21 protein-coding genes are annotated in these 22,633 nt (G+C 35.2%); 5 read left to right on the top strand and 16 right to left on the bottom strand.

Annotated elements, in window-relative coordinates; genetic code table 11:
• Nucleotides 1–66: 66 nt before the first annotated feature.
• A complete protein-coding gene (rplY, locus tag DKK70_RS03080) occupies nt 67–345 on the bottom strand; it encodes a 50S ribosomal protein L25 (protein WP_110432683.1) in 279 nt (92 codons plus the stop codon).
• A gap of 188 nt (nt 346–533) precedes the next feature.
• On the bottom strand, nt 534–1,406 hold the full coding sequence (locus DKK70_RS03075) for a D-hexose-6-phosphate mutarotase (RefSeq protein WP_110432682.1): 873 nt from the start codon (nt 1,404–1,406) through the stop codon (nt 534–536).
• Between the two features lie 187 nt (nt 1,407–1,593).
• Here DKK70_RS03075 and hemW point away from each other — a divergent pair, with 187 nt between their 5' ends.
• Nucleotides 1,594–2,727: a radical SAM family heme chaperone HemW gene (hemW, locus tag DKK70_RS03070; RefSeq protein ID WP_110432681.1), complete on the top strand. Its 1,134-nt coding sequence runs from the start codon at nt 1,594–1,596 to the stop codon at nt 2,725–2,727.
• Between the two features lie 229 nt (nt 2,728–2,956).
• Here the strand turns inward: hemW and DKK70_RS03065 are convergent, their stop codons facing one another.
• Together DKK70_RS03065 and DKK70_RS03060 are read right to left on the bottom strand one after the other, a co-directional pair.
• Nucleotides 2,957–3,922, bottom strand: coding sequence for a sugar kinase (locus DKK70_RS03065; RefSeq protein ID WP_110432680.1), 966 nt, complete (start codon nt 3,920–3,922; stop codon nt 2,957–2,959).
• Nucleotides 3,923–3,927: 5 nt separating this feature from the next.
• A complete protein-coding gene (locus tag DKK70_RS03060) occupies nt 3,928–4,740 on the bottom strand; it encodes a DeoR/GlpR family DNA-binding transcription regulator (RefSeq protein WP_110432679.1) in 813 nt (270 codons plus the stop codon).
• 332 nt (nt 4,741–5,072) lie between these two features.
• Between DKK70_RS03060 and DKK70_RS03055 the strand changes: the two genes are divergently transcribed.
• The 4 genes from DKK70_RS03055 to DKK70_RS03040 all read left to right on the top strand — a co-directional run bounded on the left by DKK70_RS03055 (nt 5,073) and on the right by DKK70_RS03040 (nt 8,788).
• The gene (locus DKK70_RS03055) at nt 5,073–5,927 is read left to right on the top strand and encodes a tagatose bisphosphate family class II aldolase (RefSeq protein WP_110432678.1); all 855 of its coding nucleotides are present in this window, start codon (nt 5,073–5,075) and stop codon (nt 5,925–5,927) included.
• Nucleotides 5,928–5,936: 9 nt separating this feature from the next.
• The gene (locus DKK70_RS03050) at nt 5,937–6,857 is read left to right on the top strand and encodes a 1-phosphofructokinase family hexose kinase (RefSeq protein ID WP_110432677.1); all 921 of its coding nucleotides are present in this window, start codon (nt 5,937–5,939) and stop codon (nt 6,855–6,857) included.
• A 14-nt stretch (nt 6,858–6,871) separates the two neighbouring features.
• A complete protein-coding gene (locus DKK70_RS03045; RefSeq protein ID WP_110432676.1) occupies nt 6,872–8,281 on the top strand; it encodes a PTS fructose transporter subunit IIC in 1,410 nt (469 codons plus the stop codon).
• A gap of 69 nt (nt 8,282–8,350) precedes the next feature.
• Nucleotides 8,351–8,788, top strand: coding sequence for a PTS sugar transporter subunit IIA (locus DKK70_RS03040; protein ID WP_110432675.1), 438 nt, complete (start codon nt 8,351–8,353; stop codon nt 8,786–8,788).
• A 116-nt stretch (nt 8,789–8,904) separates the two neighbouring features.
• Here DKK70_RS03040 and DKK70_RS03035 read toward each other — a convergent pair whose 3' ends face one another.
• The 12 genes from DKK70_RS03035 to rpoD all read right to left on the bottom strand — a co-directional run bounded on the left by DKK70_RS03035 (nt 8,905) and on the right by rpoD (nt 22,616).
• The gene (locus DKK70_RS03035; protein ID WP_110432674.1) at nt 8,905–9,354 is read right to left on the bottom strand and encodes a hypothetical protein; all 450 of its coding nucleotides are present in this window, start codon (nt 9,352–9,354) and stop codon (nt 8,905–8,907) included.
• 76 nt (nt 9,355–9,430) lie between these two features.
• Entirely contained in the window at nt 9,431–10,534 is a 1,104-nt protein-coding gene (ribD, locus tag DKK70_RS03030) for a bifunctional diaminohydroxyphosphoribosylaminopyrimidine deaminase/5-amino-6-(5-phosphoribosylamino)uracil reductase RibD (protein WP_110432673.1), read from the bottom strand.
• A 20-nt stretch (nt 10,535–10,554) separates the two neighbouring features.
• Nucleotides 10,555–11,007, bottom strand: coding sequence for a transcriptional regulator NrdR (nrdR, locus tag DKK70_RS03025; protein ID WP_034882816.1), 453 nt, complete (start codon nt 11,005–11,007; stop codon nt 10,555–10,557).
• Nucleotides 11,008–11,156: 149 nt separating this feature from the next.
• On the bottom strand, nt 11,157–12,446 hold the full coding sequence (gene thrC, locus DKK70_RS03020; protein WP_110432672.1) for a threonine synthase: 1,290 nt from the start codon (nt 12,444–12,446) through the stop codon (nt 11,157–11,159).
• 77 nt (nt 12,447–12,523) lie between these two features.
• Nucleotides 12,524–13,462: a homoserine kinase gene (gene thrB, locus DKK70_RS03015; RefSeq protein WP_086358148.1), complete on the bottom strand. Its 939-nt coding sequence runs from the start codon at nt 13,460–13,462 to the stop codon at nt 12,524–12,526.
• Nucleotides 13,463–15,919, bottom strand: coding sequence for a bifunctional aspartate kinase/homoserine dehydrogenase I (thrA, locus tag DKK70_RS03010; protein WP_110432671.1), 2,457 nt, complete (start codon nt 15,917–15,919; stop codon nt 13,463–13,465).
• Between the two features lie 322 nt (nt 15,920–16,241).
• Nucleotides 16,242–16,493: a hypothetical protein gene (locus DKK70_RS03005; RefSeq protein ID WP_146210840.1), complete on the bottom strand. Its 252-nt coding sequence runs from the start codon at nt 16,491–16,493 to the stop codon at nt 16,242–16,244.
• Nucleotides 16,494–16,714: 221 nt separating this feature from the next.
• A complete protein-coding gene (locus DKK70_RS03000; RefSeq protein ID WP_110432670.1) occupies nt 16,715–17,467 on the bottom strand; it encodes an SDR family oxidoreductase in 753 nt (250 codons plus the stop codon).
• A gap of 176 nt (nt 17,468–17,643) precedes the next feature.
• Nucleotides 17,644–18,096: a universal stress protein UspA gene (gene uspA / locus DKK70_RS02995; protein ID WP_034882809.1), complete on the bottom strand. Its 453-nt coding sequence runs from the start codon at nt 18,094–18,096 to the stop codon at nt 17,644–17,646.
• A 64-nt stretch (nt 18,097–18,160) separates the two neighbouring features.
• The gene (pitA, locus tag DKK70_RS02990; protein ID WP_110432669.1) at nt 18,161–19,675 is read right to left on the bottom strand and encodes an inorganic phosphate transporter PitA; all 1,515 of its coding nucleotides are present in this window, start codon (nt 19,673–19,675) and stop codon (nt 18,161–18,163) included.
• A gap of 68 nt (nt 19,676–19,743) precedes the next feature.
• Nucleotides 19,744–20,715 carry a bile acid:sodium symporter family protein gene (locus DKK70_RS02985; RefSeq protein ID WP_110432668.1) on the bottom strand — a complete coding sequence of 324 codons (972 nt, stop codon included), beginning with the start codon at nt 20,713–20,715 and terminating at the stop codon, nt 19,744–19,746.
• A gap of 62 nt (nt 20,716–20,777) precedes the next feature.
• Nucleotides 20,778–22,616, bottom strand: coding sequence for an RNA polymerase sigma factor RpoD (gene rpoD / locus DKK70_RS02980; protein WP_110432667.1), 1,839 nt, complete (start codon nt 22,614–22,616; stop codon nt 20,778–20,780).
• Between the last annotated feature and the right edge of the window lie 17 nt (nt 22,617–22,633).

Here is a 22,633-nt window from a genome sequence, read left to right as displayed (position 1 = left end):
TAAAAGGTCACCATTTTGGTGACCTTTTATTAGAAGATAGTGTTGAATAGTTTTCAACAACAGTCGTTATGCACGAACAAAATCCATGTGAACTAATTTTGGTTTAAATGGATGACGTTGTACTGCTTGAACTTTAACTGCTTTACCGTCAATCTCAATAGTTAATACTTCAGAATAAAATTCTGGTTTTTCTTGCATATTGAAAACTTGGTTGTGATCTAACACAATAGAAATTGCAGGTTCTGTTCCACCATAAACAATTGCTGGGAACTGACCAGCGTGACGCAGGCGGCGGCTCGCACCCTTACCATGCTCTTTTCTAACTTCTGCTTTTAATGTAAACATATTGATTTCTCTTATTTATTTCAAATAAAAAACCAATTACAGGCGACCCAGTAGTTGGCTATAAAATTAGTGCTTTAAAAAGCGCTAGGGATTATAAAGTGTTATGCTAGTAAACGCAATCAAATAATAAGCTTAATAAAGATAAAGTCAGATATGGATTGCATTTACAATATCAAAAAAACTAATGATTAAATAACTTCAATTTTAAATCCATAGGCTGATTTTTGTGTTGCTGTTAATTTTAACGGTTTATTAATACGACATGATTCAACACAAACCATAGATTGATATTCTTCATCGGCAAAATCAGCCATCGCTTTAGCTTTATCAATCCAAGGATTCCAAGTCACGACATCACTTGCATTAACATTGGTTAATTTGATTATTCGTTTACCATCGGCGATAGTTATTACGTCATCGACATTGGTATAAATGCGATCAACTTCTTGATTAACAGTAAGTTGTCCTTGAATTGCTGGTTTATTTTCAACCGGTAAGCGTTCTTGATAAGAATCACCTAAACCTTTAACAATAACATCATGAATATTATTAATACCCAAATAAGTATGTAGGGCACTGGTTGCCTCAAAATCCCCTTGGCAAGATAGTGTTACCTCACAGGTTTGTCCAACATGGATAGTTAACCATACATGAAAAGGTTTTGTGAAAAAACGTTCTGTTTGTTGATTATTGGTTAATGATAACGTGAGATCCACACCATTATTATCTTCTTTGCAAGAATCTAATTGCCATTCAACGAGACGTGCAAAACCATGCATTGGATCGCCTAATTTACCAAACCATGGCCAACAAACTGGCACACCGCCTCTAATTGCCACTTCCTTTTTAAAATTAGCTTTTTGACTTAACCAAATCACGGGTGTAGTTTCTGTTGACGGTTGCCAAAATAATAGATGAGCACCTTGTAACGATACTGCAGCTGAACATGTTTTATGTTTAATTACTAATACAGGTAATTCACCAAATGTACTTTGATTAACTGATGCACTCAATGATGCTCCTGAAGCCTGGCTATCTAAAATCTGTTTAACGATACTCATATTTACTCCTAAATATTTAATTTACATGGCGAACATTGCCTATAATTTAATGCTAATTGTACGCGCGTTATTCGAATTATAAAAACGGAATAAAGGCAATAAAAGCTTTTTTTACTAAATTGGAGTAATATAGCTAGCTATTTCTTATTAGTACCCATACTTTATTTTAAAATTTGAGGAAAGGCATATGTTTGAATATAAAATCCCGTTGAGTTTATATATACATATGCCATGGTGCGTACAAAAATGTCCATATTGTGATTTTAATTCACATAAAATGAAAAAAACGCCCGATTATTCCGCATATATAGATCATTTAATTAATGATTTGAAACAAGACATCATGCTTTGTAATAATCGTACTATTCACTCAATTTTTATCGGTGGCGGTACCCCAAGCCTTTTTTCTGCTGAGTTAATTAATAACTTATTAATCAATATTAGTAAAATTATACCCATAAATCACGACGCCGAAATAACCATTGAGGCCAATCCCAATTCCGTTGATGTAGAAAGATTTAAAGGGTATCAACAAGCAGGAGTTAATCGAATATCAATTGGGGTACAAAGCTTTCAAGCAGATAAACTTATAAAATTAGGGCGAGTTCATAATCCACAAGAAGCCATAGATGCTGGCAAATTAGCACATGACTTAAATTTAAAAAGCTTTAATCTAGATTTAATGCATGGCTTACCAAAGCAAACCCTTGATGATGCCTTGAATGATCTAAAACAAGCAATTGCACTCGCGCCGCCACATTTATCATGGTATCAATTAACTATTGAGCCTAACACATTATTTGGTTCTAAACCGCCTATTTTACCTGATGACGACATGCTCTGGGATATTTACCAACAAGGTCATCAATTATTAACCAGACATGGTTATGAGCAATATGAAACATCAGCTTATGCGAAACCGAATTATCAATGCCAACATAATTTGAATTATTGGCGATTCGGTGATTATATCGGTATTGGTTGTGGTGCTCATGGAAAGTTAACCCAAAATGATGGGACTATTATTCGCACGGTAAAAACCAAACATCCTAAAGGCTATCTAGAAGGACGTTATTTAGAACATTCTTATACTGTTGCAAAAGATGAGTTAGCCTTTGAATTTTTTATGAACAGATTTAGACTATTTGAACCTACACCTAAATCTGAATTTGAACAACGAACTTTTTTACCATTGCAATCCATTGATAAACCAATCTCATTGGCTATTGAAAAAAATTATCTGGTTGAGGATAACCAAAGCTGGCAAATAACTGACCATGGTAAGTTATTTTTAAATTCATTACTTGAAATATTTTTATAAAAATCAGAAAAAATAAATAGTTAAATTTTGTTTACTATTTGTTAACAAAATACATACTAACAATTTAAAATAAGATGTTTATATCTTTACTTACTTTTATTAAAAAAAAAGGCATACTAACTTCGACAATGCATTTATTTCATTGTTTTCCTATTCCTTATGTTTTCCCAATAACCCTGTTATTGGGATTTTTTTTATCTAGCAAATAACAAAAGCCTTGGTGACAAGATTAATCAATTGCATGTTTTGTTAAAAATGTTTGGATTTCCTCAAGTGAAGAGGTTCCTTCCATCGGTCCTAGTTTCGATACCGCTAACGCTCCACTGACATTAGCAAATTTTAATGCCGTTTCAACATCATACCCAGCTAGCAACAAACTTACAAAGGTTGCACCAAAACACCCTCCAGCGCCGGTTGGATCCACTGAGTCTACAGAAAAGCCATCAACATGAAACGTTTTGAGACTATTTTGTTCATCTAACCCATAATAACTCGCCCCTTTAGCACCACCTTTTACAACGATATGCTTAATACCATTCTTAAGTAAAGCTAATATAGTCTGTTGTTCACTTTCATCATTCTGGGTAAAATAGCGAACCTCTTTTTCGCTAGGTAAAAATATATCGGTATACTCCATGATATAGCCAAAAGATTGCTCCATCTCTTGAATATTAAACATCTCTTTGCGTAAATTAGGGTCAAACGAAATTGTTCCACCTTTATTTTTAATTATATCTAACGCTTTTCTCATCGCATCGATAGCGCGAAACGAGTAAAGCGAAGATCCCATAACATGCAAATGAGTACAATCTTTTAACAAATTTTCATCTATATTATTGAACGATAACAAGCCACATGCACTATTAGGAATATTAAAGATAAAATTTCGTTCGCTTTGGTCTTGATAAGTTACAAATGCACTACCTGTATTAGCCCTACTATAAGAGGTGATGCCATCAACAATAACACCATCTTTTTTAAGTCGATTAATGCACATTTTGCCAAAACTATCTTTTCCTACACAGCTAAAAAGCACAACTGGAAACCCTAATTTAGCAACTTGAGAAGCAAATATGGCCGGTGCACCACTTGGATAGGGGCCAACAAATTCACCGGGTTGATCAAAACGTTGATTACACTCTTTTGCTAAAAATTCAACAAGCAATTCACCTACGGCACAAATTTTAAACTCCATCTTAATTATTTCTCCAATACATTATGATAAGTCATAGAATGATTATTTATCGCAATTTGTTTAAAATTAGAATTTAATAATTGATGATGATATTCTGGTACGGCTGCTTTGGATAAAATGGTCACATCTATATTTTTTAATTTACCGATGCTATGGTTATCTGTAAATAAAGATCTCTCTAATAAAAGACCTATGGTATTTTTCGCTTTTTTTAAAATTTGTTGATATATTTCCTTTTGTTCACTATTCTCAATAATTAATTCATTATCTTCACCAATTGCTGCCAATTCGATAATAAAATGTGAAATAGAGTGATTAATATTGATGGGTTCATTATAGCTTTTGATTACATTTTTTTCCCCTAAAAGACCACCGATTAAGATGACTTCCGAATCAGAAAACTCATTAACTAATAAAGCATTTCTAATATCATTCATAATAATTCGCAGTGATTTTTTTTCATGCAAAAAAGGGATCAATTTTCGAGTCAAACTGCCATGCCCCAAAAAAATAGTATCACCATCATTAATATAGCTTAAACAAGCTTTTACTAAATCGATGTAACAATTTCCTTTGGTATTATTAGGATTAATGGGAACAGAATTATGAACTAAGCCTTCAGGGGAAATATAGATCGCCCCACCAAAGGAACGCTTCAAATATCCCTGTTGTTCAAGATAAGTTAAATCTTGCCTGATTGTAACGAGAGAAACCTTTAGCTGATCAGACAATTCATCAACTTTTACTTCTCCATTTTGGCGTACAATTTTTACGATATCTAGTCGACGTTTTAATAGAGTCGAAGATGCTTTAGCCAATTTTCACTTCCTATGTTACAAATAAAAATTAGAAATAAATACCATAATAATTTATCTACATAAAATCAACAATAAACAACAATAGTTTCAATCTATCTCTCTATCATTGTCATAGAGATAAATTGCGATTTGTTATTCTAGGTTAATCGCCAATATTTGCCAAAAAAATAGTCAACAACTTGCATAATTTATTAATAAATAATTAATTTTTGTGATCTAACTCACAATATTGACACTTGATCGACTTTCGTTTGGTAAGCATAATTGTTGCAAATTAGTTTCAATTCGAAAATAAAGGTGTTTATGATTTACTAAAGTTAAGGAGAAGTTGAATGAGTATTATTTCGAGTAATAACATGTTAAAGAAAGCGCAAAGAGAGCAATATGCTATCCCTGCGTTCAATATCCATAATTTGGAAACGATGCAAGTAATTGTTGAAACCGTTGCCGAGTATCAATCGCCGGTTATTTTAGCTGGTACGCCAGGCACATATAGTTATGCTGGAACGGAAAATATTATTCAAATTGCCAATGAGTTATCCAAAAAGCACCATGTTCCATTAGCCGTTCATTTAGATCATCATGAAGAATTTAGTGATATCGCCAATAAAATTAATGCCGGCGTGAGATCGGTCATGATTGATGGTTCTCATTTACCATTTGACGAAAATATTACCTTAGTTAAACAAGTTGTTGAATATGCTCACAGATATGACGTTAGTGTTGAAGCAGAACTTGGGCGTCTTGGTGGTGTTGAAGATGATCTTATTGTTGATAGCAAAGATGCATTATATACAAATCCTACGCAAGCAATTGAATTTGTGAAGAAAACAAATATCGATTCACTGGCTATTGCAATAGGAACAGCCCATGGACTTTATAAATCAGAACCAAAACTTGACTTTGACCGGTTATCAGAGATCCGCTCAGTAATCGATATTCCGCTAGTTTTACATGGTGCTTCTGGTGTTCCTGATAAGGATGTACGTGAATGCATACAACGAGGAATTTGTAAGGTAAATATTGCAACTGAACTAAAAATTGCATTTTCTGATGCACTAAAACAATACTTACTAACCCACCCTGATGCCAATGATCCGCGAAATTATATGAAACCAGCTAAAGCGGCAATGAAACAAATTGTGGAAAAAATCATAACAACTTGTGGTTGTGCCGGTAAGTTATAGGGGGATCATATGATTTACACTCTAACACTGAATACTGCCATTGATATGAATATTCGTTGCCAAGGGTTAAAACCCAATTCAGTAAATCGAACGCTACACACTGAATATAGTCCAAATGGTAAAGCTGTTAATGTTTCGATTGTATTGCATAAATTCGATAAGCCTACTTGTGCCTTAGGCTTTTTCGGTGGTTTTTCCGGAAAATATATTACTGATGAATTAACTAAGATGCAAATTCAAACTATCCCTTGTTTGATCGATGATATTACCAGAATTAATGTTTTTATTAATGATGAACAAAATGAATATAAATTGGTCTCCAAAGGACCTTTTATTCCTGATAATAAAAAAACAGAAATGCTCACTATTATTGAGTCACTCAGCAATAACAGTTATTTAGTTATTAGTGGTAGTTTGCCAAATAATATTGAACCAGATTATTTAGCGTCAATATTAAAAATTTGCATACCTAAAAATATCAAAATAATTTTAGATATTAGTCACACTAAATTAAAAGATTTATTAAGTTATAAACCGTTACTCATTAAACCTAATAACGATGAGTTAAAAGATATTTTTGGTTTTACGACTGATACCACGGAACAAATAATTACCGCATTAGAAAATGTTCATCAGCAAGGAGCACAAAATATTCTACTCACTATGGGTTCAAAAGGACTTTACTTTTCAAACGGTAAAAATATCTGGTTTTGCAACGCGATAACGATAAAACAAGTCAGTTCTGCTTGCGCAGGAGATGCGTCACTTGCGGCATTTCTTAGTGAATGGCTCCCTCAGCAAAATAATTGTCAATTAGCAATGAAAAAAGCATCGGCAACTGGTGCCAATGTTGCCGAATCTGATGGTTTAGGGTTATTAGATAAAGTGAGTACCTATATCAACCAACTCGAAGTGACTCAAATCAAATAAAATGGAAAATTATTATGAAAAAAATACTAGCTGTTACAGGTTGTCCAACAGGTATAGCCCATACTTATATGGCAGAACAAGCATTGAAATCTGCGGCTGAAAAAGCGGGAATTGAAATTAAAGTAGAAACCAATGGAGCAAGTGGTGTAGAGAATCCAATTACTGAAGCAGATATTGCTGATGCAATTGGGGTGATTATTGCCGCCGATAAAGATGTTAATCCTGACCGTTTTAATGGATTACCGGTTATTGAAGTACCAGTAAAAGATGGAATTCATAAAGCGTCTATGCTTATTGAAAAAATAAACTCAGGAGCTGTAGCAATTCGTAAAAGCGCAAAAGATAACAGTCATTTATCAGAAATTCACAATCAACATGCGTCAAAAGAATCTATTGGTCGACAGATATATAAGCATCTCATGAGTGGGGTTTCCAATATGTTACCCTTTGTTGTAGCTGGTGGGGTATTAATTGCATTATCTTTTTTATGGGGCATTTATTCCGCAGATCAAAACAATCCTCAATATAATGAGTTTGCGTCGTTACTAATGAACATTGGTAGCCAAGCTTTCGGTATTATGGTGCCTATTTTTACCGGCTTTTTAGCTTATTCAATAAGTGGCCGACCAGGTATGGTAGCTGGTTTTGTTGGCGGTTTAATTGCAAATATAACTGGTGCCGGTTTTTTAGGTGGTATTATTGCTGGGTTCGCTGCTGGTTATTTAATGCTAATTGTTAAAAGACTGTTAGATGGTCTTCCTCGTGCCTTTGAAGGACTTAAATCAATATTTATAATGCCATTAATAGGGATATTTGTGATTGGTGCCGGCATGTTTTTGCTTGGTGGACCGATCGCGGTTGTAAATAATGGTATGAAAGAATGGTTAGCCTCATTGCAATCTGCTAATCCTATTTTATTAGGTATTGTTATTGGTGGCATGTGCTCTTTCGATTTCGGTGGTCCTATCAATAAAGCGGCTTATGTGACCGGAACAATGCTGTTGGGTGAAGGTAATTACTATTTTATGGCTGGGGTTTCGGCTGCTTGTATTGTCCCTCCTTTTGTTATTGCCTTTTCAACGACTATTTTCCGTGGTAAAGCATTTACAGAAGAAGAGCGTGCCGCTGGTCTTGTAAATTATATCCTTGGTTCAACCCATATCACTGAAGGTGCTATTCCATTTGCCGCCAAAGATCCATTACATGTTATACCCATTATGATGTTTTCATCCGCTATTGCAGCCGTATTAACTTTTATCAGTCACATCCAAGTCCCTGCTCCTCATGGTGGATTTTTAGTCCTTCCTTTAGTCAATAAACCTTTGATTTGGGTTGGCTGTATCTTTATAGGTGCATTAATCGGCGCGATTTTATTAGGTTTGTTGCGTATGCATGAAAAAGGTAAATCAACTGTTGAAAAGTAAAAGGTTAGTGATTAAATATATTTAATAATTTGATTTTTATAAATATATTTAAGTTTTTAAGGAGGATGGATGAACAATATACAATTAAAAGTTGAAGATATAGCTATTATAAATGGCTTGTATAACAAACACGATGCTATATCAGCAGTATCAGAAAATATGATAAAGGCAGGATTAGTAAAGCCTGATTATACGCAATCAATGTTTGATCGTGATCGGCAAATATCCACATTTTTAGGTAATGGTATAGCAATTCCTCATGGAACTACAGATAAACGCGATAGTGTTATACAAACAGGATTAAAAGTCATCTATTACCCTGAAGGAGTAAATTGGGATGAAGACGATAATATTGCCTATGTTGTTATTGGTATAGCGGCAAAAAGTAATGAACATTTAGATATTTTGCGTCAATTAACCACAGCAGTTATTGCTGAAGATACTTTAGCGCGAATTCAATCCGTTAAAAAACCAGAAGAGCTATTAACAATCCTTCAAGGCAACTAATATAACCATCCCATGAGAAGAGACGATGTGAAATCATGGGAGGTTACCTCCAACTGATTGACAATTAATCAATTAAAGCGGTTAATACAGTAAGTTTGTAAACTATAGAAAGAATATTAGGTAGTAAAAAATTCCAGACGATTATTGATAATTGTTTTATTGTTAACCATTTCAAATGAGTCCAAAATGCCTTCCCAAGTAATACCTAGAACAATTAACATTCCTTCAAAATCATAATAATAACGTATCTGATCTTTAATAAAACTATCTTTAAATCTATAGTTATGATTAAATTCATCAGTTAACTCAAACGGATGACCAATCTTAAAATCAAAACCAAGGTAACTTAAAATTTGATTAGCTTTATCAATTAAAAAAGCGTTATCCGTAACTTCTTCAATTGATAATGCCTCAACGCGATCTAAAATATAAAAAAATAGAATTGGATAACCACCTTTTCCTATGCCTTGGACATCAGCATAACTGAAATCTTCAATAGTTTGATATTGATCTGAACTAAAAAAATCATCAATATTGAGCATACTAAATTTTGTTTTATCATACATATCAATTAAATCGCTTTTCTATTTTCCGTTTGATCTTATTCAAACTAGATAATTCAACTATCGCCAAGATTGAAGTTTATTTTCTTTTTAAGATAATTCTTAAATCATCACCCACAGCAACTACCGATTCAAATTGAAATTGGGGAGCTAAAGATAATTTTGTAAGATTAGGTAAAACACATAAATCTTTGGCATTATGCCCTAGCAATTTAGGTGCATAATAAATAATGAGTTCATCAACTAAATCTTGTTCAATCAATGCCCCAGCCAAATGTGCTCCCGCTTCAACCCAAACAGAATTAATTTGGTTTTTGCCTAATTCTGTTAATAATTCGACTAAATCTATCTGATTTTGGGCTGAGGATTCAATAATTAGCTTGGTGTTGGGTTTAATTATTGGAATATTTTGCTTGCGCACTATCCATGTTTCACCCGATTGACTAAAGATATTTTCATTGCCGGTTAATCGATTTTGACTGTCTATAATAACGCGAATCGGTTGTCGAATATTTTCTTGGGGATAAATTTTTCTAATCTCATCAGGTAATTCATCGTATCTAACTGTTAAACTGGCATTATCTTCTTGAACAGTTGCTCGGGTACTCAAAATACAACTGGCTTGCGCTCGATATTGTTGTACATCTTGTCTTGCCACACTTGAAGTAATCCATTTACTTTCACCCGATGCCATAGCAATTTTACCATCTAACGAGGCAGCAAGCTTAAGTTGAACATAGGGTTTCCCTGTGCGCATACATTTTAAAAAACCTTTATTAATCGCTTCGGCTTGTTCATTCAAAACACCAACCATAACTTCAATACCGGCGTCTTTTAAACGTTTAATCCCTTTACCTGCAACGTTAGGATTAGGATCTTGCATCGCAATAACAACCCGTTTAATTCCAGATCTAACAAGGGCATCAGCACAAGGGGGGGTTCGACCATAATGGCTACAGGGTTCAAGTGTTACATAAGCAGTGGCATCTTTAGCTGCATCACCTGCCATTTTTAATGCGTAGACTTCGGCATGGGGTAAACCCGCTTTTAGATGAAAACCTTTACCTATAATCTGATCATTTTTAACAATGATACAACCTACATTAGGATTTGGAGTAGTCGTAAAACGGCCAAGTTTAGCAAGCTCAATAGCTTGCTGCATATAAAATTGATCTTTATCCATAGTCATTGTGTTAAATTGGATTATTTTTGTTGCAACTTAGCAATTTCATTACTGAATTGTTCAATGTCATCAAAACTGAAATAAACAGAAGCAAAACGAATATAGGCAACTTTATCAAGGTTTTTAAGTTCTTCAATAACAAAATTACCAATTAATTTGGCTGGTACTTCGCGTTCACCCGTTGCTCTTAGTTTAGATTTAATTCGCGTGATGGCATCTTCTATTGCATCAAAACTCACTGGGCGTTTTTCTAGCGCTCGTTTTATACCATTGCGAAGTTTATCTTCATTGAAAGGTTCGCGAACTTTATTGCTCTTGATAACATTAGGCATAATTAACTCTGCCACTTCAAATGTGGTAAACCGTTCATTACATTCGACACATTGTCGACGGCGACGAACCTGAAAACCTTCACCCACTAATCGAGAATCAATAACTTTTGTATCATCTGCATTACAAAACGGACAGTGCATAAATATATCCTGATAACGTTTCAACTTACATTACAATAGCCGAAATTAGTCATTTAAACAAGATTACAGCTAAGTTATATATACTCTAAAAATTTGTAAGCAAACTAAATGATAAAAATCCGTCACCAATTTGGTGACGGCAATCAAATTTACCATGTTAATGAGATTAAGAAATCACGCAATTTAGTAAAATCATCCGGCATATAGTGAGAAAGTAATGGCATCTCAGCTCTTTCAGCCAAGGCTGATGGTAATGAGATTGATCGACCAAGGATATCTTCAACCACTTCTTTGAATTTAGCTGGATGAGCTGTTCCTAAAAATAAACCATACTCTCCTTCTTGCAGCTGATCGCGTAATGCTCGGTAGGCGATAGCGCCATGAGGCTCAGATAAATAACCTTTTTTATCCAACTCCTGAACTGTTTTTACTGAAACTTCGTCAGAAACAGCAGCATGTCCTAATGATTTAAGTACCCAACCTTCTCGCTGATAAATTTCTTCGATCCTTGGCCAGTTGTTTGGTTGACTTACATCCATCGCATTAGATAATGTTGCCACAGTTTTATGCGGTTCCCACTTACCGGTTTCTAAATAACGAGGAACAGTATCATTAGCATTTGTCGCAGCAATAAAGCGTTTGATAGGTAATCCCATGGTTTTTGCCAGTAAACCGGCCGTTAAATCGCCAAAATTACCACTTGGTACAGAAATAACTAATTGTTCACGTTGTTTGGCTGTGAGTTGCGCATAAGCTTCAAAATAATAGCAGATTTGCGCTAAAAGCCGACTGATATTAATTGAATTAGCTGAGTTTAAACCAATGGTGGTTTTTAGTTCTTCATCATCAAATGCTTTTTTAACTAAAGCTTGGCAGGCATCAAAATCACTTTGAATAGCAATGGTGTGAATGTTATCACCTAACGTACAAAAGAGCTTCTCTTGTAATGGGCTAATTTTACCTTCTGGATATAAAATCACGACGCGAATATTCGGTAAGTGATAAAATGCATGGGCAACAGCCGCACCAGTATCTCCCGAAGTTGCGGTCAAAATGGTGATTTTTTTATCGGCAGCAACTTGGACTAAAGCTTGTGCCATAAAGCGTCCACCAAAATCTTTAAATGCTAATGTCGGACCATGATAAAGTTCCAAAGATCCAATATCATCTTCTACCGATTTAACAGGGGCAGGAAATTGGAAAGCATTTTGCACTAATCGATGCATATCATTATCGTTAATTTCATTGCCAATAAAAGCGGATAAGATTTTGGCACTGCGTGTAATAAAGTCCATTTTTAATAATGCTTCTATTTCTTGCGCAGAAAATTTTGGCAACTGTTCTGGGAAAAACAGGCCTTGTCCTTTTCCTAATCCTTGTTGTACCGCCTGCGCAAAACTAACCTGCTCGGAATGATCTTTTAAGTTATACAGTTTCATAATGTTTTCCAATAATTTTATACTTTAATTGTTTTCTTTTTGATTTAATCTTATTGTTTTATTTAATAACAATTAACTTAAATCTCTCTTGCACCTTGTGGATCTATTTTACAAATGTGCGTAAAACCATCTTCATTTTGTAAATAAGAACTTTTCAACAATGACTCTATCTGTTTTGCAGTTTCAAGATTATCTGCTACCACAAACATTGTCGGTCCTGAGCCAGATATACCAGAGGCTAATGCGCCAAGTTGTTTTACCTTTTTTTGTGTTGCATCGAAATTAGGTAGCAACTGTTTACGATAAGGCTCGGCGATATTATCAATCAACATTGCCGCAGCAAGTTTGGGTTGTTTGCTATAACAAGCATGTAAAAAACCACCTACATAACGACCATGCGCAACACAATCTGCTTTTTGATATTGAGCAGGTAATATTGCTCGAGCTTCAGCTGTAGAAACTTTAATACCTGGATAAGCCATTACCCAATACCAATTGTCAAAATGCGGTATCGACTCACTTATCACCCCCATTTCATCAAGGATAAGTTGCATTCCACCTAAGTAACAAGGAGCGACATTATCATAATGCACGCTACCAGAAATTCGGCCTTCTAGTTCCCCCATCATGGAAAGCATTTCATATTGATTAAATGGTTCATCAAAAAATTTATTTAATGCCACAAAAGCACCAACGACAGAACAAGCACTTGAACCTAATCCAGAACCAATTGGCATGTTTTTTTCAAGCGTTATGTTAACCGGTAATGTTTTACCCATAGCCTTACAAAAACGTTGCCAGCATTGATAAACAATATTGTATTTGGGATCCTTGGGCAATTTTTTAACAAATTGCCCTTTGCTTGTAAGGCTAAACTCAGTTGCCGACTCAATGGTAATACAGTCACCTAACATCGCCCCACTAATTGGATTGATTGCTGCACCTAAAATATCAAAGCCTACACTAATATTTGCCATTGATGCTGGTGCATAAACAGTTAATGATTTATGACTCATTTAGCCTCCAATTTTTCCAGATGTGGTTCGTAAAATATCAGCAAACACACCCGCTGCTGTAACATCATTACCGGCACCGTAACCACGTAATACTAATGGAATTGGTTGATAATATCTGGTATAGAATGCTAATGCATTTTCACCATTTTTAACTTTATAAAGAGGATCTTCAGCATCTACGGCTTCTATTTTGACACTACATTGATCGCCATCGATGTTAGCAACATAACGTAGAACTTTTCCTTCTTTAGCGGCTTTTTCTGATTTTTCTTTAAATTGTGCATCGAGTTGCGGAAGTTTTGCCATAAACTCATCAATATTGCCTTGAGAATATTCTGCTGGTAGCACAGATTCAACATTAATTTGATCGAGTTCAAGTTGTAATCCTGCTTCCCTTGCTAAGATTAATAGTTTTCTTGCTACGTCGGTTCCGGATAAGTCATCACGCGGGTCAGGTTCGGTAAAGCCTTTCTCTTTGGCCAACTTAGTTGCTTCTGATAATGACATACCTTCATCTAACTTACCGAAAATAAAAGATAATGAACCCGATAAAATTCCGGAAAACTTAATTAATTCGTCACCGGCATTAAGCAGATTCTGTAAGTTCTCGATTACCGGTAGCCCGGCACCAACGTTGGTATCATATTGGAATTTACGCTTACTATTTGCTGCTTCTTGGCGTAAACGAAGGTAATAAGCCATTGAACTGGTGTTGGCTTTTTTATTCGGGGTTACCACATGAAAACCATTAGCCAGAAAATCAACATATTTATCTGATACGTCACTACTTGAAGTGCAATCGACTAAAATTGGATTAAGTAGCCGGTTATTTTTAGCAAATTCAATAATACCGTTTAGATTATAATTGGTTTCACTTTGTTTTATTTGATCACGCCAATTATCTAAGTTAATTCCATCACGATTAAGTACTGAGTGTTTGGAATTAAATAAACCACAAACCCGTAGGTCAATTTGTTTATTTTTAAGCCATTTTTGTTGACGACCAATTTGATCCACCAAGGCACCACCAACACCACCAACACCAATAACAAATACATCTAACATTTTGTCGGTACCGAATAACATTTGGTGAGTCACTCGAACCCCCATTACCGCAACATCATTATCAACCACAACTGAGATTGAGCGTTCCGATGAACCTTGGGCAATTGCCACAATGTTAATATTGGCGCGCGCTAATGCGGTAAAGAAGTTAGCCGATAAGCCACGTAAGGTACGCATGCCATCACCAACCACGGAGATAATCGCTAATTTTTCAATTACTTCAATTGGTTCAAGTAGACCATCTTTTAATTCTAAATAAAACTCTTCACTCAATGCCTCTTCCGCGCGGTACAATTCGGTTTGAGGCACACAAAAACTAATACTATATTCAGACGATGATTGGGTAATAAGTACGACAGAAATACCGGCATAGGACATGGCGGAAAAAACCCGTGCCGACATACCAACCATACCTTTCAAACCTGGACCTGATACATTTATCATGGCCATATTATTTAAATTAGTAATACCTTTGACTGGCGTTGAACTATCAATCACATTAGCGCCGATTAAAGTACCTGGAGCATCTGGATTATTGGTATTTTTGATTAAACATGGAATTTGGAATTGCGCAATCGGTAAGATTGTTCTTGGGTGAAGCACTTTAGCACCAAAATAAGATAATTCCATAGCTTCTTGATAAGACATTGTTTGTAGTAGTTTGGCATCTGGCACAATTCGCGGATCACAGGTATAAACTCCATCGACATCGGTCCAAATTTCACAGCTATTGGCACGTAAACAGGCGGCTAATACTGAAGCCGAATAATCTGAACCGTTACGTCCTAAAACAACTAATTCACCCTTTTCATTACCTGCGGTAAAACCTGGCATTAAAATTATATTATCTGAAGGAATACGCATTTCACTGATTCGATGGGATGACTCGACAATATCAACGGTCGACTCTAAATAATCGCCTTGCGCAATTAACATTGCCACAGGATTGATAACAGTGACTTCATGCCCTTTTGCTTTTAGCAATTCTTCCATTATAGCAATCGAAAGTTTTTCCCCTCGACAAATGATAGTGGCATTGATGCTATCCGGACATTGGCCTAATAGTCGAATACCTTCTAACAGTTGTTTGACGTTATTTAACTCATTAAGAGCAAACTTTTTCATTTTTTCATAGGCAAAATTAGGAAGCGCTTTAGCAATACCAGCCAATAAGTCAGCAAAGATTTTTTCAGCATCGTAGATATTGGTTTGAATATCTTGCTTGGCAACAGTTTTTTCGACCATTGCAACTAGATGATTGGTAATTTTAGCGGGTGCAGATAAAACCGTTGCCGTCTGTTCTTGTTTAGCATTATTTTCAATAATCTCTGCTACACGCAAAAAACGTTCTGCGTTGGCAACAGATGTTCCTCCAAATTTTAAAACTTTCATATCACACCTTACTTATTTTTCTAATTTATGCCAATAATAATTCAAAATACCATTTTTAAAAGATATGCATAAAATCAATATCTTGAATTGTTTTTACTTTAATTTATGTTTTAGAATTTTTTTGTTTCACAAAGTAAAAAACCCGCCTTTTTGGGCGGGTTTTTCGATATTTTTTTAAGGAAAAATCAACCCGCCCTATAATTAATAATAGTGCCGGTGGTACCAATAATGCCTGAAATCATCATCATCATCATTTTATTATTTTTCCTAAAATAAACTCTAAACAAAACAGCCCGACATTTTCATGTCAGGCTGTAAATAACTAAAATACCTTTTTGCTGTTTTCGTATTCATTGACTACTTTGTTTAATGCTTGATAGATGCTTTCAGCATTTCGCTTTTGTAATGCTTCATCAAGTATATTGAGATACGATAACATTAATTTTTGATTGTCTTCAGCAAATTGTGGTGAAACTTCCTGATCTTCATATAACATGACATAAGTGCGTGCAAACCCAAAAATCAGAAAGTAAACGGCTGCGTTACTTGGATCTTCTTGGATTAATGTCCTCATAGCCTTACGTAGTTTTACGTACGAATCGGTACCAGGCAAGCTTGTCGCAAATGTTTTTGTTACTTCAGAAAATGTCATTGCTAAAACCTCAATCAAAATCACAAGCGAAAAGAATAGCAATCCATTAACATAAGTGCAAGTCTATTTTGTTTAACAACTCTATTTTTTTATTATTTTTTGTTTAAGGCATTGATATCATTCAATGCCTTTTGAACTTTTGTTTAAACTCCTTTACTAACAGCTAAGCCTGCCGAGGCTTGTGCCACTGGCATAATTTCAATTGAATTGACATTAAAATGACTTGGTGTATTCACTAACCATGAGACAGTATTAGCAATATCTTCTGGAGTGATAAAGTCCACATCTTTATACACCTCAGCTGCTTGTTCGGCATTACCATGGAATCGTACATTAGAAAATTCGGTTCCTCCACACAGTCCTGGTTCAATGTTTGTTACTCTAATTTTTTTACCTAATAAATCTGTTCTTAAATTAGCACTAAATTGTTTAACAAATGCTTTAGAAGCACCATAAACATTACCACCTTTGTAAGGATAAGTACCCGCGACAGATCCAAGATTAATGATGTAGCCACTATTACGTTCAACCATTCCCGGTAAAATTTGATGGGTTAAATGAACTAACCCAATGACATTAGTTTCAATCATTGTTTGCCAATCATTATAGTCAGCTTCATATGCGGGTTCTAAACCTAAAGCTAATCCGGCATTGTTAATTAATATATCAATAGGCTGAAATTCTTTAGGTAGTTGTAATAAAATTGTTTCAACAGAGTCTTTTTTACTAACATCTAAAGTTAAGGGTAAAAAGTTAGCGCCTAACTCTTGTGCCAGTTTTTGTAATTTATCAAGTCGTCTTGCTGCACCAATTACTTTATAACCATCTGCAATAAGTTTTCGACAAATAGCTTGTCCAAATCCAGATGAAGCGCCGGTAACCAAAACAATATTCATATTCAATCTCCTTTTATACTCTTGGTAGTTACATGAGTATACCTTTGTGATATGGAAAGAAAACAACCATAAGTGAAGTGGCAAAATATTTTCAATTAGCTTGATAGCCTAAATATTGGTAAATTTTTGCATAACCTAAAAAAAACCCGCTAAGAAGCGGGTTCATATCGTATATTTCATTTAGATGGTTCTTCGGATGGCTCATCATCTTTCAAAGGAACAATCAACGTATCAATATGGGTATTGTTGATTAATTGACGAGCTGAAGACATTAATTTACTCCAAAAATCTTGGTGATGACCACAAACAACCAGATCAGCACCATATTCATGAATAGCTTCAATTAATACTTGTCCAAATTCACCATTACCAGAAAGAGTATGTGCAATTGGATAACCTGCATCAGCAGCTAATTTATTCAATGCGATATGAGCATCTTCATTAATGCGATCTTTCATATCATTCATATTAATATCAACTAAACCAGTATAAAGATCAGAATAGTTGATACCCACATGAATGAGTGATATTTGAGCATTATATGGTCTAGCCATAGAGACTGCTTTTTCAACAAGAACTTCACTTTCAGGTGATAAATCCACTGCGACTAAAATATGTTTATAAGCCATAATATCTACTCCTTCCTATTTTGATGCTCTAATTAAACTAAAATTTTATACTTCCTTTTTACTACTAAATTAATTTTTGAGCAAGCCAAAAAAGTGACCCAGATAACAATATTGAGATCGGCAAAGTGAGAACCCAAGTAAGCGCGATATTTTTAATCGTTTTACTTTGTACTCCTCCACCATCAACAATCATGGTTCCGGCAACCGATGAAGAAAGAACTTGCGTTGTCGATACCGGCATTCCGGTATAACTTGCTATACCAATAGATAACGCCGTAGTTATTTGCGCCGAAACCCCTTGTGCATAAGTCATCCCTTTTTTACCGATCTTTTCACCAATAGTGATAGCAACACGTCGCCAACCAATCATTGTTCCTACCGCAAGCGCCGAGGCCACGCCGATAATTATCCAAATTGGTGCATATTCGACTGTTTTTAATAAATCATTATTTAATGATTTTAAATACTGCTTATCTTTATTAGATAGATTGGGTTGTTTAGCTACATGCGATACGGTATCAGATAAACATAATAAAATACGTCTAGCTTGTGAACGTTGGTCAACATTAAGCGAGTCATAATCGTTGATTTTGTTAAATAGATTGTTAGCAATACCTAAGGTGATAAACGATTTTGAATAATCACAATGATATTTATTTAAATCATTTTCTGGGATTGCAGTATCTACCGCTGATTGTTTACCAATTACTGAATTAAGATCTTCATTATGAGAGATAAAGTACTCTTCAATATTATGAATCGCATTTCTGGTATTAGTAATCTCATAGGTTGATGCTCCCATATTAACAATAAAGCCAGCCGGTGCAATCCCCATTAAGACTAGCATCAATAAACCAATACCTTTTTGCCCATCATTTGCACCGTGCGAGAAACTTACGCCTGCTGCTGAAATAATAAGCATTATACGAATCCAAAATGGCGGTTTCTTTTTACCATATAGTTTTTCACGCTGTTCTGGCGTCATAAAAATACGTTCTCTTTTTTTACTACGTTTTTTACTTTGTCCTTTACGGGTCCAATATTTGCGTAATAAAAAAATCATTAAGCCAGCGATAACCAGACCAATGATAGGTGAAATAATTAATGATAAAAAGATTTGTATCATTTTAGGAATATTAAGTGCCTCAATGATAGATGTATCCATAATAAAGGCATTGGCCAATGCGACACCAATAATGGCACCAATCAGCGTGTGGGAACTAGAAGCAGGGATACCTACATACCAAGTACCTAAATTCCAGATAATCGCGGCAAATAAAATTGAGAATACCATTGCCAGTCCATGAGCAGAACTGACATTCAGTAATAAATCTGTAGGTAAAAGATGAACTATTGCGTAAGCAACACTCAGCCCACCAAGTAATACCCCAAAAAAGTTAAACATACCGGCCATAAAAACAGCGAGCTGTTCCTTTAATGCTCGAGTATATATTACTGTCGCAACAGCATTGGCGGTGTCATGAAATCCATTAATTGCCTCATAAAAAAGAACAAAAAACAGCGCCAAAACTAATAATATAATGGTAGAAAAGTCTAAATCAGCAAATAGATGAAACATAATATATCTTTCTGTTGTTAATAGCGGCTCTATTATCCTTGAGAATAACCTAATGAGCAAAACAATTTTTACATTTTTCGCTTCGCGTAATGAGAAGCTAAAACAGCACAGATCATTAATTGTACTTGGTGAAAAATCATTAGCGGCAAGATTATTATTCCTGTTATCGACATAGGAAAGATTACACTAGCCATTGGAATACCACTGGCTAAGCTTTTTTTAGAGCCACAAAACACGATGGTAATTTCATCTTCTTTACTAAAACCCAATAATCGTGAGCTATAGGTTGTAATCAATAACACAATTGTTAATAAAATTATTGAATAAACAATAATCTCTACAAGAGATAACCAGCTGACTTTAGACCAAATACCATTCACTACTGCGTCACTAAAAGCGACATAGACAACTAATAATATTGATATACGGTCGGTTTTAGAAATCACACTTTTATATTTATCAACCCATTTGCCAATAAAACGTCTCGATAAATGGCCGATAATAAATGGCAACATCAGTTTAAGCATAATAGATTCAATGGCATCGAGTATATTCATCGAAGCAGTAGCTTGCGTGTGCATTAATACGCCCACTAATACCGGCGTAATAAATACACCTAACAATGTAGAAGCCGATGCACTACAAATTGCAGCAGCGACATTGCCTTTTGCAATTGAGGTAAAGGCAATTGCCGACTGAACTGTAGCCGGTAGGACACAAAGATAAACAAAGCCTAAATAAAGGTCTTGTGATAAAAAAGTGGGGACGAGTACTTGCATCATCACCCCTAAAATCGGGAATACGACAAAAGTAATGATGAAGATTAATAGATGCAACCGCCAATTTTTTATGCCGACAATGATCGCCTCAAACGACAGTTTTGCCCCATGCATAAAAAACAATAGACCTATAGCAAAAGTGGTAAGATTTTCAAAAATAACTTTTGCTTCTCCTTCACATGGAAAAACAGTTGCTGTAGTTACAACACAAATCAAAATCAGCAAGAATGAATCAATTTTAAAACGTTGAAGTATATTCATGATAGTTGTTTGATTAGTTAAAAAAATCGCCACATAAGTGGCGATGTAGCTGTAAATATAAATTATTCTAAGAAACTTCGAAGGACATCAGATCGGCTAGGATGACGTAATTTACGTAATGCTTTCGCCTCAATTTGACGAATACGTTCACGTGTTACATCAAATTGTTTACCGACTTCTTCAAGCGTATGGTCGGTATTCATATCTATACCAAATCGCATACGTAAGACTTTTGCTTCACGTGGTGTTAAACCAGATAAAATATCACGCGTTGCGCTACGCAAACTTTCAGATGTCGCGGCATCTAATGGTTGCTCAAGTGCAGTATCCTCAATAAAGTCACCTAAATGTGAATCTTCATCATCACCAACTGGTGTTTCCATTGAAATTGGTTCTTTGGCGATCTTCAATACTTTTCGAATTTTCTCTTCCGGCATTTGCATGCGTTCAGATAACTCTTCTGGTGTTGGTTCACGACCAATTTCTTGTAACATCTGACGAGATATACGATTTAGTTTATTGATTGTTTCAATCATATGCACTGGGATACGAATTGTTCTTGCTTGGTCAGCAATAGAACGAGTGATAGCTTGTCTAATCCACCAAGTTGCATAAGTCGAGAATTTATATCCTCGGCGATATTCAAACTTATCAACCGCTTTCATCAATCCAATATTACCTTCTTGGATAAGGTCTAGGAACTGTAAACCACGGTTGGTATATTTTTTAGCAATTGAAATTACTAAACGTAAGTTTGCTTCAACCATCTCTTTCTTCGCACGTCGTGCTTTGGCTTCACCAATAGACATTCTTCTATTAATATCTTTGATTTGCTCAATAGAGAGATTCGTTTCTGTTTCAATTTTTTGTAAAGCAATAGTTTGCTCTTCAATTGATGATTCAAACTCTTTTAATTTAGCGGCATATGGGTTTTTACTAGTAGATGCTTTTATATACCAATCCATGCTATTTTCATTACCAGTAAAATGCGTCATAAATTGTTTCTTTGGCATTTTACATTGTTCAACACAGATTCGCATAATAACTCGTTCATGTGATCTTACTCGATCCATCATGCTTCTCATGTTATTAACGAGAATGTCAAACTGTTTGGCTACTAATCTGAATTGTTTAAATACTTCAGATAAATTTTCAATTTCTTGCTGTGCTTTTTGATGAGCACGGCCATATTTTTTGATTGCCGCAGAAGTTTTATCATGTTGCTCTTGTAGTTCAGCAAATTTTGCTCTCGCTACTTCAGGATCAATAGAAACATCATCATCAGCTGAAGAGTCGCTATCATCTTCGCTTTCATCATCACTATCGTCAATGTCAATATCCTCTTCAACATCTTCCAACTCTTCAGGAAGCTCTTCATCAGATTGTTCAGCATTAGGATCGACAAAACCAGTGATAAGATCGGATAAACGAACTTCACCGCTTTCAATTAAATTATATTGTTCTAAAAGATAAGTAATGGCTTCTGGGTATTCAGATACTGAGGTTTGAACTTGATTAATCCCATCTTCAATACGTTTTGCGATATCAATTTCGCCTTCACGGGTTAATAGTTCAACCGCACCCATTTCACGCATATACATACGCACAGGGTCAGTAGTTCGACCTATCTCTGATTCTACATTAGATAAAACTAATGCTGTCGCTGCTTCAACTGCCTCTTCATCTGGAACATTATCAGAAAGTAATAATTCATCTGAATCTGGGGCTTCTTCAAGTACTTGAATCCCCATATCATTGATCATTTGAATAATATCTTCAATTTGATCTGAATCAATAATTTCTTCAGGCAAGTGATCATTGACGTCAGCATAGGTCAGGTATCCCAGCTCCTTACCCCGTATAATCAGGAGTTTTAACTGTGATTGAGAATTTTGCTCCATAAAGTATCACCATTTAG

This window comes from Gilliamella apicola, from assembly GCF_003202655.1.
In the GTDB taxonomy this organism is placed as follows: domain Bacteria; phylum Pseudomonadota; class Gammaproteobacteria; order Enterobacterales; family Orbaceae; genus Gilliamella; species Gilliamella apicola_R.
This window is presented reverse-complemented; position numbering and strand designations above follow the sequence as displayed.

What these genes read in the sequence shown, in the direction of transcription:
- DKK70_RS03055 (WP_110432678.1), top strand. Translation starts at nt 5,073, where the DNA reads ATGAGTATTATTTCGAGTAATAACATGTTAAAGAAAGCGCAAAGAGAG.
- ribD (WP_110432673.1), bottom strand. Translation starts at nt 10,534, where the DNA reads ATGGATAAAGATCAATTTTATATGCAGCAAGCTATTGAGCTTGCTAAA.
- DKK70_RS03000 (WP_110432670.1), bottom strand. Translation starts at nt 17,467, where the DNA reads ATGAATATTGTTTTGGTTACCGGCGCTTCATCTGGATTTGGACAAGCT.
- nrdR (WP_034882816.1), bottom strand. Translation starts at nt 11,007, where the DNA reads ATGCACTGTCCGTTTTGTAATGCAGATGATACAAAAGTTATTGATTCT.
- uspA (WP_034882809.1), bottom strand. Translation starts at nt 18,096, where the DNA reads ATGGCTTATAAACATATTTTAGTCGCAGTGGATTTATCACCTGAAAGT.
- DKK70_RS03035 (WP_110432674.1), bottom strand. Translation starts at nt 9,354, where the DNA reads ATGTATGATAAAACAAAATTTAGTATGCTCAATATTGATGATTTTTTT.
- DKK70_RS03005 (WP_146210840.1), bottom strand. Translation starts at nt 16,493, where the DNA reads ATGAGGACATTAATCCAAGAAGATCCAAGTAACGCAGCCGTTTACTTT.
- DKK70_RS02985 (WP_110432668.1), bottom strand. Translation starts at nt 20,715, where the DNA reads ATGAATATACTTCAACGTTTTAAAATTGATTCATTCTTGCTGATTTTG.
- pitA (WP_110432669.1), bottom strand. Translation starts at nt 19,675, where the DNA reads ATGTTTCATCTATTTGCTGATTTAGACTTTTCTACCATTATATTATTA.
- rpoD (WP_110432667.1), bottom strand. Translation starts at nt 22,616, where the DNA reads ATGGAGCAAAATTCTCAATCACAGTTAAAACTCCTGATTATACGGGGT.
- thrC (WP_110432672.1), bottom strand. Translation starts at nt 12,446, where the DNA reads ATGAAACTGTATAACTTAAAAGATCATTCCGAGCAGGTTAGTTTTGCG.
- hemW (WP_110432681.1), top strand. Translation starts at nt 1,594, where the DNA reads ATGTTTGAATATAAAATCCCGTTGAGTTTATATATACATATGCCATGG.
- DKK70_RS03040 (WP_110432675.1), top strand. Translation starts at nt 8,351, where the DNA reads ATGAACAATATACAATTAAAAGTTGAAGATATAGCTATTATAAATGGC.
- DKK70_RS03075 (WP_110432682.1), bottom strand. Translation starts at nt 1,406, where the DNA reads ATGAGTATCGTTAAACAGATTTTAGATAGCCAGGCTTCAGGAGCATCA.
- DKK70_RS03065 (WP_110432680.1), bottom strand. Translation starts at nt 3,922, where the DNA reads ATGGAGTTTAAAATTTGTGCCGTAGGTGAATTGCTTGTTGAATTTTTA.
- thrA (WP_110432671.1), bottom strand. Translation starts at nt 15,919, where the DNA reads ATGAAAGTTTTAAAATTTGGAGGAACATCTGTTGCCAACGCAGAACGT.
- DKK70_RS03045 (WP_110432676.1), top strand. Translation starts at nt 6,872, where the DNA reads ATGAAAAAAATACTAGCTGTTACAGGTTGTCCAACAGGTATAGCCCAT.
- rplY (WP_110432683.1), bottom strand. Translation starts at nt 345, where the DNA reads ATGTTTACATTAAAAGCAGAAGTTAGAAAAGAGCATGGTAAGGGTGCG.
- thrB (WP_086358148.1), bottom strand. Translation starts at nt 13,462, where the DNA reads ATGAGTCATAAATCATTAACTGTTTATGCACCAGCATCAATGGCAAAT.
- DKK70_RS03050 (WP_110432677.1), top strand. Translation starts at nt 5,937, where the DNA reads ATGATTTACACTCTAACACTGAATACTGCCATTGATATGAATATTCGT.